This window comes from Pseudomonas sp. MS646, assembly GCF_036693845.1.
GTDB lineage: Bacteria > Pseudomonadota > Gammaproteobacteria > Pseudomonadales > Pseudomonadaceae > Aquipseudomonas > Aquipseudomonas chlororaphis_E.
The window spans coordinates 3,255,141-3,270,657 of record NZ_CP144763.1; the positions used below are offsets into that span (position 1 = coordinate 3,255,141).

The 15,517-nt window shown below is 59.0% G+C and carries 8 protein-coding genes; 5 read left to right on the forward strand and 3 right to left on the reverse strand.

What is annotated here, in order from left to right:
* Positions 1-46: 46 nt before the first annotated feature.
* The 3 genes from V3H56_RS14360 to V3H56_RS14370 all read right to left on the reverse strand — a co-directional run bounded on the left by V3H56_RS14360 (position 47) and on the right by V3H56_RS14370 (position 5,138).
* Positions 47-1,468 (reverse strand): HlyD family type I secretion periplasmic adaptor subunit, encoded by a 1,422-nt coding sequence (locus V3H56_RS14360; RefSeq protein ID WP_042730124.1) that lies wholly within the window; start codon positions 1,466-1,468, stop codon positions 47-49.
* Positions 1,461-3,623, reverse strand: a complete 2,163-nt coding sequence (locus tag V3H56_RS14365) for a type I secretion system permease/ATPase (protein ID WP_042730125.1) — start codon at positions 3,621-3,623, stop codon at positions 1,461-1,463. Before V3H56_RS14365 ends, V3H56_RS14360 begins: the two co-directional genes overlap by 8 nt.
* A 105-nt stretch (positions 3,624-3,728) precedes the next feature.
* Entirely contained in the window at positions 3,729-5,138 is a 1,410-nt protein-coding gene (locus V3H56_RS14370; RefSeq protein ID WP_042730126.1) for a TolC family outer membrane protein, read from the reverse strand.
* Between the two features lie 2,152 nt (positions 5,139-7,290).
* On the opposite strand from V3H56_RS14370, the gene V3H56_RS14375 reads away from it, so the two are divergent.
* The 5 genes from V3H56_RS14375 (at position 7,291) to V3H56_RS14395 (ending at position 15,388) form a co-directional block, all read left to right on the forward strand.
* Positions 7,291-8,055, forward strand: coding sequence for a transporter substrate-binding domain-containing protein (locus V3H56_RS14375; protein WP_042730127.1), 765 nt, complete (start codon positions 7,291-7,293; stop codon positions 8,053-8,055).
* Positions 8,056-8,253: 198 nt separating this feature from the next.
* Positions 8,254-9,507, forward strand: coding sequence for an efflux RND transporter periplasmic adaptor subunit (locus V3H56_RS14380; protein ID WP_042730128.1), 1,254 nt, complete (start codon positions 8,254-8,256; stop codon positions 9,505-9,507).
* 14 nt (positions 9,508-9,521) lie between these two features.
* A complete protein-coding gene (locus V3H56_RS14385; protein ID WP_042730129.1) occupies positions 9,522-12,701 on the forward strand; it encodes an efflux RND transporter permease subunit in 3,180 nt (1,059 codons plus the stop codon).
* The gene (locus V3H56_RS14390; protein ID WP_042730130.1) at positions 12,698-14,119 is read left to right on the forward strand and encodes a TolC family protein; all 1,422 of its coding nucleotides are present in this window, start codon (positions 12,698-12,700) and stop codon (positions 14,117-14,119) included. The genes V3H56_RS14385 and V3H56_RS14390 overlap by 4 nt, the downstream gene beginning before the upstream one ends.
* 213 nt (positions 14,120-14,332) lie before the next feature.
* Complete coding sequence (locus V3H56_RS14395; protein WP_042730893.1) at positions 14,333-15,388, forward strand: tetratricopeptide repeat protein; 1,056 nt, start codon at positions 14,333-14,335, stop codon at positions 15,386-15,388.
* Positions 15,389-15,517: the final 129 nt, after the last annotated feature.

A 15,517-nucleotide genomic window follows, 5' to 3' on the forward strand; every position in this document is an offset into this window, starting at 1 on the left:
AATTTGCGGAATAAACACATAGTTTTTAGCAACCATGCTCCTCCCACTATCGCTCTCGCAAACTTTCATTAACTGCAATTTGCAACGGACTTAGAAAGTACTCGATTATCCTACGCTGATCCGTTTTGACTTCCGCGGTGACCGCCATGCCAGGCAACAACCTTATATTTTGTCCTTTCACCGTTAAATGATCCGACTCAAGCCGTATCTTACCGCTGTAAATCAAACCACGTTTCTCGTCCTCAACGGCGTCATCAGAAATACTTATAACTTCACCGCCAACCGCTCCGTATTTGGTAAATGTAAATGTTTCGACTTTTACAGTGACGGCCTGCCCCGGATGCACAAACCCAACATCTTTATTTTCAAACACAGCTTCAACCTCAACCGGCTGCCCGGTGGGTACGATCGTCAACAGCGGCAGTGCCGGCGTCACCACCCCTCCCACCGTATGTACATTCACCTGCTGCACCGTCCCATCCACTGGTGCCTCCAGTGTCGTCAACCCATCCTGATATTCAGCTTTGGCAAAATCCTGCTTCAAGGACGCCACCTTCTGATCTGCCTGCTGTAACAAATCCAGCATAGACCGTCGGGTTTGGGCCACCACGCCAGCTCTTCTGCGTTCAGCCTCCTGCCGCGCCGCTGAGGACTGCAACAAACTGGCTTGTTGCACGCTCAACTGCCGTTCAATGTCCAACCGAGCCTGTTCTTTTTCCAGGTAGGCATGGCGAGCGATGTACTGCTTCTCCAAAAGATGCCGGTAGTCATCCGCGAGCTTCGCGACGATAGGTAGGGTCTTCTGCAAACTGGCGACCTGGCCCCGGGCCGACTGTATGTCGGCTTGGCGCTGAGCGATCTCGGCCTCAGCGGTCTCCAAGCCGCTGCGGTACTCTTGGTACTGGCCTTGCAGCCAACGCTCCGCAGCCAACACATGCTCGGGATCGGCGCCCGGAATCGCGCCATTCAGAGTTTTGGGCGCTCGCTGTTGATCAATGGCATCAAGCATGGCACTTGCCCGAGCGCTGTCGATTCGAGCGGCTAACAGGTCGCTTTGCACGCGGCCCACGTCAGCCTCTGCGGCAGTAGAGTCCAGCTCCAACAACAACTCACCGGCTTTTACAGTCTGACCATCGTGGACATGAATGGCTTTGACCACTGCCGTTTCACTGGATTGAATAACCTTGCTCTTGCCACTGGGGATGATCTTGCCGGTGGCGGTCGCCACGACATCGATCTTGCCAATACACGCCCAGGCCAAGGCTAATGCCGCGAAACTCATGATCGCCCACATGAACACCCGAGGTGCCGGATGTGTCGGACGCTCCTGTAGTTCAAGAGAAGCTGGCAAAAACTGTATTTCATGCGCCAGGCGCTTCGGCGCATCCATGCTTCGGCGGGCTCTCCAGGATTCGCGCAAGACGTGCCGGTACCGTCGCAGTAAGCCTGTCGTTTCAGCGTTAGACATTGCTGGCTCCTTGCTGCAAACGATACAAACGTGAGTAATGCCCAGCCTGATGGTTCAAGAGTTCGGCATGACTGCCCTGCTCCACAATCTGGCCGCGGTCTACCACCACAATACGATTGGCATCGCGCACGGCTGAGAGCCGGTGGGCAATGATGATGACCGTGCGCCCCTTGCAGATGTCCTTCATGTTCTGCTGCACAACGCGCTCCGACTCATAGTCGAGTGCGCTGGTAGCTTCATCAAAGATCAGGATCCTGGGGTTACCCATCAGTGCGCGAGCAATAGCGACCCGCTGCCGCTGACCACCGGACAGCGAGGCACCATGCTCACCCACTACGGTGTCATAGCCTTCTGGAAGCTCCAGAATGAACTCGTGGGCGCCTGCGAGCTTGGCTACCTGAATAACCTTCTCCAGCGGTACGCCGGGATCGGCAAGCGCGATGTTTTCACGGATGCTGCGAGCGAACAGCATGTTGTCCTGCAGCACTACACCAATCTGTCGGCGCAACGAAGAGACGTCTGCCAGCGCAAGATCCATTCCGTCCACCAATACCCGCCCTCGCTCCGGGACGTGCAACCTCTGAAGCAAGCGGGTCAAAGTGCTCTTGCCAGAGCCTGAGCGTCCGACAACGCCGATTACCTGTCCCGCTTCAATGCGAAGGCTTACCCCCCGCAGGATCTCCGCCCCATCAGGGCGATAGCGGAAGTGCACCTGATCGAACTCGACATGTCCGCGAATCGGCGGCAGCGAACTGCGCGTCGCCTGAGCCATCTCGGTGCGCGTATTGAGGATGTCACCCAGGCGCTGCACGGAGACGCCGGTCTGTTGGAAGTTGGTCCATAGCTGCGCAAGGCGCATGATCGGTTGCGCTACACGACCGGCCAGCATGTTAAAGGCAATCAGTTGACCTACAGACAACTGCCCATCGATGACCAAACGAGCCCCCACCCATAGGGTCGCCACCGTGACCAATTTGCCAATCAGTGACACGCTTTCGTTAGCGATGGTAGACAGCGTCTGGGTTTTGAAACCGGCCGCCACGTAACCGGCCAGTTGGTTGTCCCATTTACGGATGGCCTGGGGCTCGACGGCCATCGATTTGAGGGTGTCGATACCATTAACGGTCTCGACCAGAAACGCCTGGTTCTCAGCGCCTCTGGCGAAGCTGTCGTTCAACCGTGAGCGCAGTACGGGTGTAATCAGCACCGACACCAGAATATAAAGCGGCAACGACGCCAGGACGATGAGGGTCAACCAACCGCTGTAGTAGAACATCACCGCCAGGAACACGACCGAGAACAGTACGTCGAGGACCAAGGTGATCGCGTTACCGGTGAGGAAGCTGCGGATGTTTTCCAACTCCCTGACCCGCGCTACGGAGTCACCAACACGCCGGGCCTGGAAATAGGCCAGCGGCAACGTGATCAAGTGCCGGAACAGCTTGGAGCCCAACTCCACATCAATGCGACTGGCCGTATGGGCAAATACATAGCTGCGCAGTCCCGTCAGACCCGATTCGAACAGCATCACCACGGCCAACCCCACCGCAATGACGTCAAGGGTAGTCAGACCGTGGTGCACCAACACCTTGTCCATCACCACTTGAAAGAAGAGCGGGGTCACCAGCGAGAATATCTGCAACACGAACGAAACCAGCATGATTTCGCCCAGCAGCTTTCTGTATTTGACGATGGCGGGAATAAACCAGGTGAAGTCGAATCGAGATGATTCACCAGACGTATTTGCCTCCGAGCGAATCAGTAGCACCTGGCCCGTCCAGCGAGACTCAAGCGCCTCAAAAGTAATCACTTCGGGCCGCTGCACGGCTGGGTTGTGGATCAGCACCTTGCCTTGGTCCAGGCGCGCGATGATGAAGAATGCGCCATTCACATCCGTAGCGATGGCTGGCAACGGTGTGCGATGAAGTCGGTCGATGGTCGTGCTCGCGGCCTTAGCTTTGAGACCAAGCTTACGTGCCGCTAACAGCATGTCCGCCTGACAAAAGGGGCGGTCGACACTGCCGAACTCATGAGCGAGTTGCTCAGCGGAAGCCGCAACTTGATGAAACCGAGCGAGCATCACAAGAGAAGCTAATCCGGTGTCAAATAGGGGCGCATTTTCAGGCGTCGATTCGCCCGCTTCGCTTTCGATCATTGCGGTTACAGATTCCTTGCGCAGGCGACAGCCCGAGCCTCTGGCACGATAAAAATCACGATTAAGAAAACTTTGATGCCTGGGGAAGCATCAAACAAAATCCATTCAAACTCCCGGAGGAAGGAAATCTCGCTCCGGCACGTAATCCTGCTTCAAATAGACAGATAAGGATTTGAGGTCATCAACACTTAAAGTCCCTGCGGCCTGCTTCAGCTTCAGGTTGTCGATAATGTAGTCATAGCGTGCGTTGTTATAGTCGCGAACCACTGCATACAGTTGCCTTTGCGCAGTCAGTACATCCGCGATATTTCGCGAGCCGATATCAACTCCGACCTGATTGGCCTCGACGGATTTTCTGGCAGAGACAATGCCTTGGCGGCGGGAAGCAATTTGCGCGATATCAGTATTGACACTTCTGAACGCATTTCGAGTGTTCAGCACAATCTCACGACGTCGATCTTCCTTTTGGTCCTGACTTTCCAAAAGCCGCTCGGCTGACTCTTTAACTTTGGAGCGGGTCATTCCGCCTGAATAGATTGGAATATTCAGCTCAATGCCGATGCTGCTCTGCGAAACATCGTCACGATAGCCGTTGCGGCCAAAGTCGGTAGGGTTGCTGTAACCGAAACTATCGTTGTCACCCTTACGGTAAGAGGCTACCGCATCGATCGTGGGTAAATGGCCAGCCTTATGCTGCTTGAGGGTTTGGGCAGCAGCTTGCTCGGCTTGCTCACTGGCTTGGAACTGCAGGTTCTGACGAACCGCTGTGTCGACCCAGGACTGTGCCTCGTTAGGGATCGGGGATTCGACGGGGAGCTGATGTCCGATTCCAGAAATGGTGCTGTAGGATCGGTTGGTCAAACGACCCAATGCTTCATACGCATCGTCAACCTTTCGCTGCACCACTTGCCGATTCGCTTGCACGTTGTCATAGGCCGCTTGAGCGTCGTACACGTCAGTGATGCTCGATGCTCCGTCTTCCAACCTGCCTTGCGCCTGATCGCGCTGATGGAGCAAAGCGGCTTCTTCAGCCTGGACCGCTGCCAGAGCATCAAGCTGACGCAACGTCTCAAAGTATGCCTCAGCGGCAGTCAACGCCAACGATTGCACCTTAACCGAAAGCTCCAACTCCGCTTGAGCGACACTCGACTCTGCCGCCTTCAATTGAAACCATCGGTCGACGCGAAAAAGGGGCTGACTGAGATTGGCTCGAAACGTGGTCCCGCTGCGCTCTCGACTGAGCGAGGGTTCGTCGCGCTCCAAACGAACTGTTTCTGAGGTTGCACCAGCCGTCAAATTGGGCAGCAGACCGGAGCGAGCTTGGGGTACCGCTTCGCGCTGAGCCAGATAGGCGTGGCGAGCCGCAGCCAGTTGTGCATCGTTTTTAAATGCAGACTGGTACACACCAATAAGATCGGCGTGATCTGAAGACGAACGATCAAAAGAAAAAGCTAAAGGGCTCGATGCGCAGCCCGCAATAAGTACACATCGGCAAACCGAGTCAATGAGATTCATTACTGCTTATCCAGGAAGCGATCACTTAAAAATCCATTCCATTAGCTCGGCTCAACGCCTAAAAACTTTACTCCTTCCTACCTGTAGAAAAGATTTTTCGTTCCAGGATGTGCCCAATACCAAAGAGTCTAATTTTTTTCGGCAGCATTAAACGCTTATAAATGCTATAAAAATCACACACACTCGACTTTCGCTATATACCAAATAACAAATAATTCTAAATACCTTCGACCTGCCATACCAAACTCCCGCCAAAACGCAACGCCCATTCGTCAGATTGATTGGATTCTCGAAAACTATATATAGCACCACGCCTTATAACCAAACACGGCACAGCGCTTATCCGAATTTACGAATATGTGTTTATGGTTGGTATGGCAGCTTTTCTTGAAAGATATCAAAAAGCCATCACCCAATCCATGTGCTTCCTAATTGTGAGCTTCCAATGCAAATCGACTTTCAGGTCAGGTCAGCCAGTTGCACTCACATCTTTTTTATAAGTCATTGATTGTAATGATCTTTAGTAAGGATAAGCTGAGTTCGCTTCCTGCTTCTATTCCCATGAGACGGCATGTAAGGCTAATCGATTTTCGACCAACGGCAGGGTTTGGGTCTAAACGATGAAATTCCGAACAGTGTTAAATGGGCACGCAAGGAGTGGCCAGAACTACCATCACTCGCATGTCCTAGATAGTCAGGCGGAATGCTGAGGAATGGGCTATTGGCCTGCTCCTCCTAATGACTACTCAGCAAGCCGTAAGAAAGATGATGGGTGAACGATTCCGGGCACCGCCCGCATGTACGACCGATATCGACAGCCAGCGCAAGCAGCTCGCGACGTTCGTTCAGTAGATACAAACGCAAAAAAATAACTCCAGCGCCTGCGCTCCAAGCTATTCGAAAGCTCCGAAGCTGACCACGAACACCCGTTATACTTGGCGACATGGCCATGGTGTTGACTCTGTTCGCTATACATCAAATATCGAGCCCCTTCCGTCGTGATAGGCGAAACAACGAATCATGAAGACTCATTACTCCATTCAATCACGCCGCAGGGTTCCCTACCGACTTTCTATAGCATCGCTGAACATCTATGGGGGCGAGGATGTGATGTCGATACAGACGGTGATTGCGCTGGCCCAGATGATCATCAATGGACAGAACTGACTTTGTCGCTTCGCGGTTCATCGGGACAGCGCTTGGACATTGATCCCGTCTCACTCATGCCACTGAGGTTGGTAATCCGCTCATCGCACCCAAGGCTCTGCCAAAGAGCAGCCGAGTATCTCCTGTCTGTCTCGGGAAGCTCTGTCGCTCAGGAAGAGATGATCATCGAGTGACAAGGCTCGCCTTCCCTCCCCCGTTGCCAGCCACTCTTCACTCACGCTGAGCAAACGCGCCAACTGCTCTATACGCATTTAGCGAGCCAATTCGTCAGACACTGCGGGCTGATGCTAAGCAGCTCCGAAGAACTAGCGAAAGAGATGTAGTGCTCTCCTAGCGTGGCCCTCAAACGTTGCCCACTGGCCCGTCGGGAGCGTGAAAGCGAATGTCTACGCTGGTCGTTCTTACCGCTGGTCATTAACAATGCTCTGCCTACTGCAACTGCGAATAACCGGACCCAATGTAGGGGACAAAATGCAGGATGGGATAGGGTGAGCGCGCCTCGATTCGCATAAAGGGAATCGCCCCACAAAAGACGGTTAAAAAGACCTACAGACCGAACCTAAGCGAGGGATGCGCTGACGTATCAGGCGGCAGCAGACATGTCAGGAGAAGCTGATAATAAGTCCATCACCACGAGCAGGCACACCGACGTGGGCCCCAGACGAAGCCTGAATCGATGCAATCTGCCAAAACTCTTGTGAGAGCGAGTTCGAGACTCATCGACGGCGGGCTGTTACGACGTGATCTTGTACCGGCTATCCATCGAGCCGCTGCTCATCCAAATCCGAGGCTTGCGCCAAGTAAATGATCTATACCTTCAGAAACACGCAATCAGGCCAAGGTGGCACTACGGACGTGACCGGATGGAACGATCGTGGCGTATCCGAATCTCTGCCTCCTATAAAGAAGCCGGCCTGTAGACGTTGTAACCGGCGCCCCGCACGCCTGGATTGGCGCACCACTTTCAATGCCTGAAGTATCGTCCATGAGTCCGACCCAACGCGTTTTGAATGCCCCCAGCAAAGCGCTGTACCGAGTTTGCCTATTGCTGGCGCTGCTGGCTGCCCGCGCGGCGAGCGCTGAGCCTCCCGTCATTGAACTGCACATCCTCGATGCACCGCCGCTGACGTTCGTCGACGATCCCAGGGGCTACGGAATCGTCGGCGATGTCGCCGTGGCGGCCATGGCCAAGGCCGGCTATCCGGTGAAAATCCACGTGCTGCCCTGGGCCAGGGCGCAGAAACACGTGAGCGAGGAACACGATCACCTGATCACCCCGCTGTCGCGCATACCGGGCCGCGAGAACCGCTTCACCTGGATCGCGTCGATCATGCCCATGGAGCGGGCATTCTTCAGCCTGGAACAGCGGGTCGACAGCTTCGCCCAGGCGCGGGACACCTTCCACAAGATCGGCGTCGGCCTGGGCAGTGCGCAAGAAGAGATCCTGCGCACCGAGGGCTTTCGCGATGACCAGATCTACCCCTTGGCCATTGGCGAGAACCCGGCTCAACTCCTGCTGATGGGGCGCATCGATGCCTGGTTCAACGGCGTGCCCGAGAGCCGCTACATCTGGCCCAAGGTGTCCAAGCGCAAATTGCTCATGAGCCCGGTGGGCAGCAATGCCGATCTCTACCTGGCCTGCTCGAAGCAATGTTCCCCGAAGATGGTCGACGACCTGCGCAAAGCCGTGGACGCCCTTCGCGCGGAGGGCGCGATCAAGCGAATCCATGACGTCTACCTGCCGAGGTAGACAGCTGGCGAGGTCGCCCCTCGTCAGCCAGCCATCATTAGTTTTATTGATAGCAGCCTAACGAAAGCCCCGGACTAGAGGCGTTATCGATGGCTTATATCATTCCGAATGATAGTTACCTTTATTTCATTCGATTCGTTCCCTTGACGCACGCCACGCATCATCCGCCCATTCTCAATACATTGGCGGATGCTATCCATGGAACATTCACTTTCAAAACTGCGTTTTCCCCTCGCCCTGCTGGCGGTGCTGGTGATGAGCGCCTGCGGCAAGACCCCGGACACGGCGGCCTCCATGCCACCGGCCAAAGTCAGCGTCGCCAAGGTCCTGGAACAACCCGTCAACGAATGGGATGAATTCACCGGGCGCCTCGAAGCACCGGAAACCGTCGAGATCCGTCCACGGGTCTCGGGGCAGATCGACGACGTAGCCTTCACCGAAGGTGCGCTGGTCAAGAAGGGCGACCTGCTGTTCCAGATCGACCCACGCCCGTTCCAGGCTGAGGTCCGTCGGCTCGAAGCCCAACTGGCCCAGGCCCGCGCCACGGCGACCCGTAGCGAGAACGAAGCCCAGCGCGGCGACCGCCTGCGCCAGAGCAACGCCATCTCCGCCGAACTGGCAGACTCGCGCACCACCGCCGCCCAGGAAGCCCGTGCCGTCGTCGCGGCCATCCAGGCACAACTGGACCTGGCCAAGCTGAACTTGAGCTTCACCCGCGTCACCTCGCCCATCAGCGGACGCGTCAGCCGCGCGCAGATCACCGCCGGCAACCTGGTGACCGCCGACGTCACGCCGCTCACCAGCGTGGTGTCCACCGACAAGGTCTACGCTTACTTCGACGCGGACGAGCGGGTCTTCCTCAAGTACACCCAGCTCGCCCGCCAGGGCCAGCGCGGCCAGGCTACGCCGGTCTACATGGGCCTGTCCAACGAGGACGGCAACCCGCACCTGGGCCAGATGAACTTCGTCGACAACCAGGTCAACCCGCAGACCGGCACCATCCGCGGTCGCGCCGTGTTCGACAACAAGGACGGCGAGTACACCCCAGGGTTGTATGCCCGCCTGAAACTGGTGGGCAGCGGCACCTACTCCGCCGTGCTGATCAACGACGAAGCCGTCGGCACCGACCTGGGCAAGAAATTCGTGCTGGTGATGGACGCCGACAACAAGCCGGCCTACCGCGCCGTCGAGCTGGGGCCGAAGATCGAAGGCCTGCGCATCGTGCGCAACGGCCTGAGCAAGAACGACACCATCATCGTCAAGGGGCTGCAACGGGCACGTCCGGGTTCGCCGGTTACGCCTGAAACAGTACCGATGGCCAGCGACGACACCCTCGCGGCCCTGGCACAACAACGTAAAGCGCTCGAAGCCAGCAACCTGCCTCAAGTCGCGCCTTCCAAGGCAGCGTCCGGAGCGGCGGGCAAACTGGCCGCGACGACCCCACGCGGTTAAGGGACTGAATCCAGATGAAATTTTCCCAGTTCTTCATTTCGCGGCCGATCTTCGCAGCGGTGCTCTCGCTGCTGATCCTGATCGCCGGCGCCATCTCGCTGTTCCAATTGCCGATCAGCGAATACCCCGAAGTGGTGCCGCCGACCGTCGTGGTCCGCGCCAACTTCCCCGGCGCCAACCCCAAGGTCATCGGCGAAACCGTGGCCGCGCCCCTGGAACAAGCCATCACCGGTGTCGAAAACATGCTGTACATGTCCTCGCAATCGACCGCTGACGGCAAGATCACCCTGACCATCACCTTCGCCCTGGGCACCGACCTGGACAACGCCCAGGTGCAGGTGCAGAACCGCGTCACCCGGACCGAGCCCAAGCTGCCGGAAGAAGTGACCCGGATCGGCATCACGGTGGACAAGGCCTCGCCCGACTTGACCATGGTCGTGCACTTGACCTCGCCGGACAAACGCTACGACATGCTCTACCTGTCCAACTACGCCCTGCTCAACATCAAGGACGAGCTGGCGCGCCTGGGTGGCGTGGGTGATGTGCAGTTGTTCGGCATGGGCGACTACTCCCTGCGGGTCTGGCTGGACCCGAACAAGACCGCCTCGCGCAACCTGACCGCCACCGATGTGGTCACCGCGATCCGTGAACAGAACCGCCAAGTGGCCGCCGGTGCCCTGGGTGCGCCACCGGCGCCGAATGCCCAGGCCTTCCAGCTCTCGATCAACACCCAGGGTCGCCTGGTAAGCGAGGAAGAGTTCGAGAACATCATCATTCGTTCCGGCGCCAACGGCGAGATCACGCGCCTGAAGGACATCGCCCGGGTCGAGTTGGGCTCCAGCCAATACGCCCTGCGTTCGCTGCTGGACAACCAGCCGGCGGTGGCGATTCCGATCTTCCAACGTCCCGGTTCCAACGCCATCCAGATCTCCAACGACGTTCGCGCCAAGATGGACGAACTGAAGAAGGGCTTCCCGGCCGGCATGGACTACAGCATCGTCTATGACCCGACGATCTTCGTGCGCGGCTCCATCGAAGCGGTGGTCCACACCTTGTTCGAAGCACTGATCCTTGTAGTGCTGGTGGTGATCCTGTTCCTGCAGACCTGGCGCGCCTCGATCATTCCGTTGGTGGCGGTGCCGGTCTCGCTGATCGGTACGTTCGCCGTGATGCATCTATTCGGCTTCTCGCTGAACGCCCTCTCGCTGTTCGGTCTGGTATTGGCCATCGGTATCGTGGTGGACGACGCGATCGTGGTGGTGGAGAACGTCGAGCGGAACATCGAGTTGGGCCTGGCCCCTGTAGAAGCGACCAAAAAGGCGATGGGCGAAGTGACCGGGCCAATCATCGCCACGGCCCTGGTGCTGTGCGCGGTATTCGTACCGGCGGCATTCATCAGTGGCTTGACCGGGCAGTTCTATAAGCAGTTTGCGTTGACCATCGCGATTTCCACGGTGATTTCGGCAGTCAACTCCCTGACCCTGTCGCCAGCCCTGGCTGCGGTATTGCTCAAAGGCCATGACGCGCCCAAGGACCGTTTCTCCAAGTTCCTCGACAAGCTCTTTGGTGGCTGGCTGTTCCGTCCGTTCAACCGTTTCTTCGAGCGCGCCAGCCATGGTTATGTGGGCACCGTCGCTCGAGTGATTCGCAGTAGCGGCATCGCCCTGGTGCTCTATGCGGGCCTGATGGTGTTGACCTTCTTCGGTTTCTCCACCACCCCGACCGGCTTCGTGCCCGGCCAGGACAAGCAATACCTGGTGGCCTTTGCCCAATTGCCTGACGCCGCGAGCCTGGACCGTACCGAAGACGTGATCAAGCGCATGTCCGACCTGGCCCTCAAGCAACCGGGCGTGGAAAGCGCGGTGGCCTTCCCTGGCCTGTCGATCAACGGCTTCACCAACAGCCCGAACGCCGGCATCGTGTTCGTGACCCTCAAGCCCTTCGACGAGCGCAAGGACCCGAGCCAATCGGCCGGTGCCATTGCCGGGGCCTTGAACGGCCAGTTCGCCGGGATCCAGGAAGCCTACATGGCGATCTTCCCGCCGCCACCGGTACAAGGCCTGGGGACGATCGGTGGTTTCCGCCTGCAAATCGAAGACCGGGGCAACCTGGGCTACGACGAGCTTTATAAAGAAACCATGAACATCATCACCAAGAGCCGCAGCGTGCCGGAACTGGCCGGTCTGTTCACCAGCTACACGGTGAACGTGCCCCAGGTCGATGCCGCCATCGACCGTGAAAAGGCCAAGACCCACGGCGTGGCCGTCAGCGACATCTTCGACACCCTGCAGATCTACCTGGGTTCGCTGTATGCCAACGACTTCAACCGCTTCGGCCGCACCTACCAGGTCAACGTCCAGGCCGAGCAGCAGTTCCGCCTCGAAGCCGACCAGATCGGCCAGCTCAAGGTGCGCAACAACCGTGGCGAGATGATCCCGCTGGCGACCTTCATCAAGGTCAGCGACACCTCGGGCCCTGACCGCGTGATGCACTACAACGGCTTCATCACCGCTGAAATCAACGGTGCCGCCGCCCCGGGCTACAGCTCCGGCCAGGCCGAGAAAGCCATCGAGAAGCTGCTCAAGGACGAACTGCCCAACGGCATGACCTACGAGTGGACCGACCTGACGTACCAGCAGATCCTCTCGGGCAACACCGCGCTGTTCGTGTTCCCGCTCTGCGTACTGCTGGCGTTCCTGGTGCTCGCGGCGCAGTACGAAAGCTGGAGCCTGCCGCTGGCGGTGATCCTGATCGTACCGATGACCCTGCTGTCGGCCATCACCGGGGTGATCGTCTCCGGCGGCGACAACAACATCTTTACCCAGATCGGCTTGATCGTACTGGTGGGGCTTGCCTGCAAGAACGCGATCCTGATCGTCGAGTTCGCCAAGGATAAACAGCTCGAAGGCATGAACCCGCTGGCAGCGGTCCTGGAAGCGTGCCGCCTGCGTCTGCGGCCGATCCTGATGACCTCCTTCGCCTTCGTCATGGGCGTGGTGCCCCTGGTGTTCTCCAGCGGCGCCGGTGCGGAAATGCGCCATGCCATGGGTGTCGCGGTGTTCTCGGGGATGCTCGGCGTGACCTTCTTCGGCCTGCTGCTGACCCCAGTGTTCTATGTACTGATCCGTAACTTCGTCGAGCGCAGCGAGGCCCGCAAGGCCGCCCGGGTCTTGAAACTGGAGGCGCAACAATGAGTTTGAAAGCATTCGTGCCGAGCTTGCTGGTCCTGGCACTCAGTGCCTGTGCCGTGGGCCCGGACTACCAGGCCCCGCACACGGAGGCGGCGAACATCACCACCGCCACCGACGGTGCCGCCGGCCAGAAAAACTTCGACCGCGCCCGTTTCGAAGGCGTCTGGTGGCAGCAGTTCGAAGACCCGACGCTCAATGCGCTGGTCACTCGTTCGCTGGAAGGCAACCGCGAGTTGCGCGTGGCCTTCGCCCGTCTGCGGGCCGCGCGGGCGATCCGCGACGACGCCAGCAATGACGCCATGCCGACCATCACCAGTCGCGCCAGTAGCGACCTGGGCAAGGGCCAGATTCCCGGACAGACCACCGATCGGGTCAACACCGAGCGCTACGACCTGGGCCTGGACATGGCCTGGGAACTGGACCTGTTCGGGCGCATCCAGCGTAACCTGGAAGCCACCGACGCCGACCAGCAGGCGGCCGAGGCTGACCTCTACCAATTGCAGGTGACGATGATCGCCGAGCTGGTGGACGCCTACGGTCAACTGCGGGGTGCGCAACTGCGGGAAAAAATCGCCCTGGCGAACCTGAAGAACCAGCAGGACTCGCGCAAGATCACTGAAAGCCTGCGCGATGCCGGCGTCGGCGACCAACTGGATGTGGTGCGCGCCGATGCGCGCCTGGCCTCGGTGGAAGCCAGCGTGCCCCAACTGCAGGCCGAACAGGTGCGCCAGCGCAACCGCATCGCCACGTTGCTGGGCGAGCGCCCGGACAGGCTGAGCGTGGACCTGAGTCCCAAGCAGTTGCCGGCGATTGCCAAGGCACTGCCGATCGGCGATCCGGGTGAGCTGCTGCAACGACGTCCGGACATTCTCAGTGCCGAACGCCAGTTGGCCGCTGCCACGGCGCGCATCGGGGTGGCCAAGGCCGACTTGTTCCCACGGGTCAGCCTGAGCGGCTTCCTCGGCTTTACCGCCGGGCGCGGCTCGCAGATCGGCTCCTCGGCCGCCAACGCTTGGGCACTGGGCCCGAGCATTACCTGGGCAGCCTTCGACCTGGGCAGCGTACGGGCACGCCTGCGCGGTGCCAACGCCGAAGCTGACGGCGCCCTGGCGACCTACGAGCAGCAAGTGCTGCTGGCCCTGGAAGAATCGGAAAACGCCTTCAGCGACTACGGCAAGCGCCAGCAACGGCTGATCTCGCTGATCCGCCAGAGTGAATCGAGCCGTGCCGCCGCCGACCTGGCCGAAATCCGCTACCGCGAAGGCACCGTGGACTTCCTCGTGCTGCTCGACGCCCAGCGCGAACGCCTGGCCGCCGAAGACACCCAGGCCCAGGCCGAAGTCGACCTGTACCGCGGCATCGTCGCGATCTACAAGGCCCTCGGTGGTGGCTGGCAACCGGAGACCGTCGCCAGCAACTGAGCCCCTTTGTAACCGAGCTCCTTTGGTTGGCCGCAACCAACCAATTGCCTTGCCCCGCCTCTCATTCGGACGCGGGGCTTTTTTTGCCCGGGGATTGGAGAGGCCGCCTTCGCAAGCAAGGCTTCCCTACAGAAACCATTACAAGGTTTGACTCAAAGCCCGGCCTGACCGAAGCTTGCGACATTTCATGTTTCACGGTTATGGATTACCTGCATGTCCCCGTCTCGCCGCTATTGGCTTCTGAGCCTGTCCGCCCTGCTCGTGATCGGTCTGGTCGCGATCTGGCTCCGTAGCACCACCCCCCAGATTCCCGAAGCCGTCAAGCGCGGTTACAGCGAAGCCCTGGAACAGGCGCGCAACGGGCAACCGGGGGCGGCGCGGATGCTTTACCAGCAACTGGGCCGCCCGGACCTTTCGCCCAAGCGTCGGGTCTGGCTGCACGCCGAGCTGCCGAACTACCCCAGCCCCCAAGCCCTGAAGCTCGCCGATGCAGACCTGCACAGCGAATCGCCGCCAGTGCGCCGCGCCGCCATCGGCAGCATCGTCGGCCTGGTGCCGACCGGCCAACGCAGCCTGCTGCTGGGCCCCCTGCTCGATGACAACGACCAGCAAGTGCGCTTTGCCGCCGTGAACGCCCTCCTGGGCTTGTCGCCCGACGAGCTGGGCTTGTACTTCGGCGCCATGCAACTGGCGATCGACACCTGGGAACAGGTGCTCGAAGACGGCCCGCCAAGCGCCGAATCCCACTACCAGCTCGCCCGACTGCACCTGCACAACGCCGAGTTGAAAAAGGCCCAGCAAGCGCTGGAACAGGCGTTAAAGCTGCAACCGGACAATTTGCCGGCGCTGGTCATGCAGATCGAAGTGCTGGACAAGCAAGGCCAGGGCGAAGCGGCGCGACAACTGCTGGCTCGCCAGTTGCAAACCCAGCCGGACTCGGCTTATCTGCAACATGCCTTGGGCCTGTGGCTGTTGCATCACGGCCAAAGCGAATACGCGGTGCTCGGCCTCTCGAAAGCCGTGGAGCTTGAGCCTGACAACAGCACTTACCGTTATGACCTGGCGACCACGTTGCATGCCGAGCAGGAACTGGAGGCCGCGCAGAAACAGCTCCAGGAGATCGTCCAGCGCCACCCGGCCAATCGCAAGGCGCGGGTATTGCTGATCAATTACTGGAAGGAGAGCGGACAACTGCAGAACGTGCAGATCCTGCTGGCCAAACTCGAACAGCTCAACCCGGACGACCCGGCCTTGCAGCAAGGGCTCTAGCCATCGCAACGGCGGTGCGGACGTTACCTGCGAAGTTGTGCAGCAACGCTCGTTTTGTCAAAGGAAGCGGAACCGCCATCACCCCCCAAGGTCAAGTATTCAGGCAGCTCATTTTCAGGCCCCGCGAGG

Coding starts and splice junctions, on each gene's coding strand:
- V3H56_RS14360 (WP_042730124.1), bottom strand. CDS start 1,468: ATGTCTAACGCTGAAACGACAGGCTTACTGCGACGGTACCGGCACGTC.
- V3H56_RS14365 (WP_042730125.1), bottom strand. CDS start 3,623: ATGATCGAAAGCGAAGCGGGCGAATCGACGCCTGAAAATGCGCCCCTA.
- V3H56_RS14370 (WP_042730126.1), bottom strand. CDS start 5,138: ATGAATCTCATTGACTCGGTTTGCCGATGTGTACTTATTGCGGGCTGC.
- V3H56_RS14375 (WP_042730127.1), top strand. CDS start 7,291: ATGAGTCCGACCCAACGCGTTTTGAATGCCCCCAGCAAAGCGCTGTAC.
- V3H56_RS14380 (WP_042730128.1), top strand. CDS start 8,254: ATGGAACATTCACTTTCAAAACTGCGTTTTCCCCTCGCCCTGCTGGCG.
- V3H56_RS14385 (WP_042730129.1), top strand. CDS start 9,522: ATGAAATTTTCCCAGTTCTTCATTTCGCGGCCGATCTTCGCAGCGGTG.
- V3H56_RS14390 (WP_042730130.1), top strand. CDS start 12,698: ATGAGTTTGAAAGCATTCGTGCCGAGCTTGCTGGTCCTGGCACTCAGT.
- V3H56_RS14395 (WP_042730893.1), top strand. CDS start 14,333: ATGTCCCCGTCTCGCCGCTATTGGCTTCTGAGCCTGTCCGCCCTGCTC.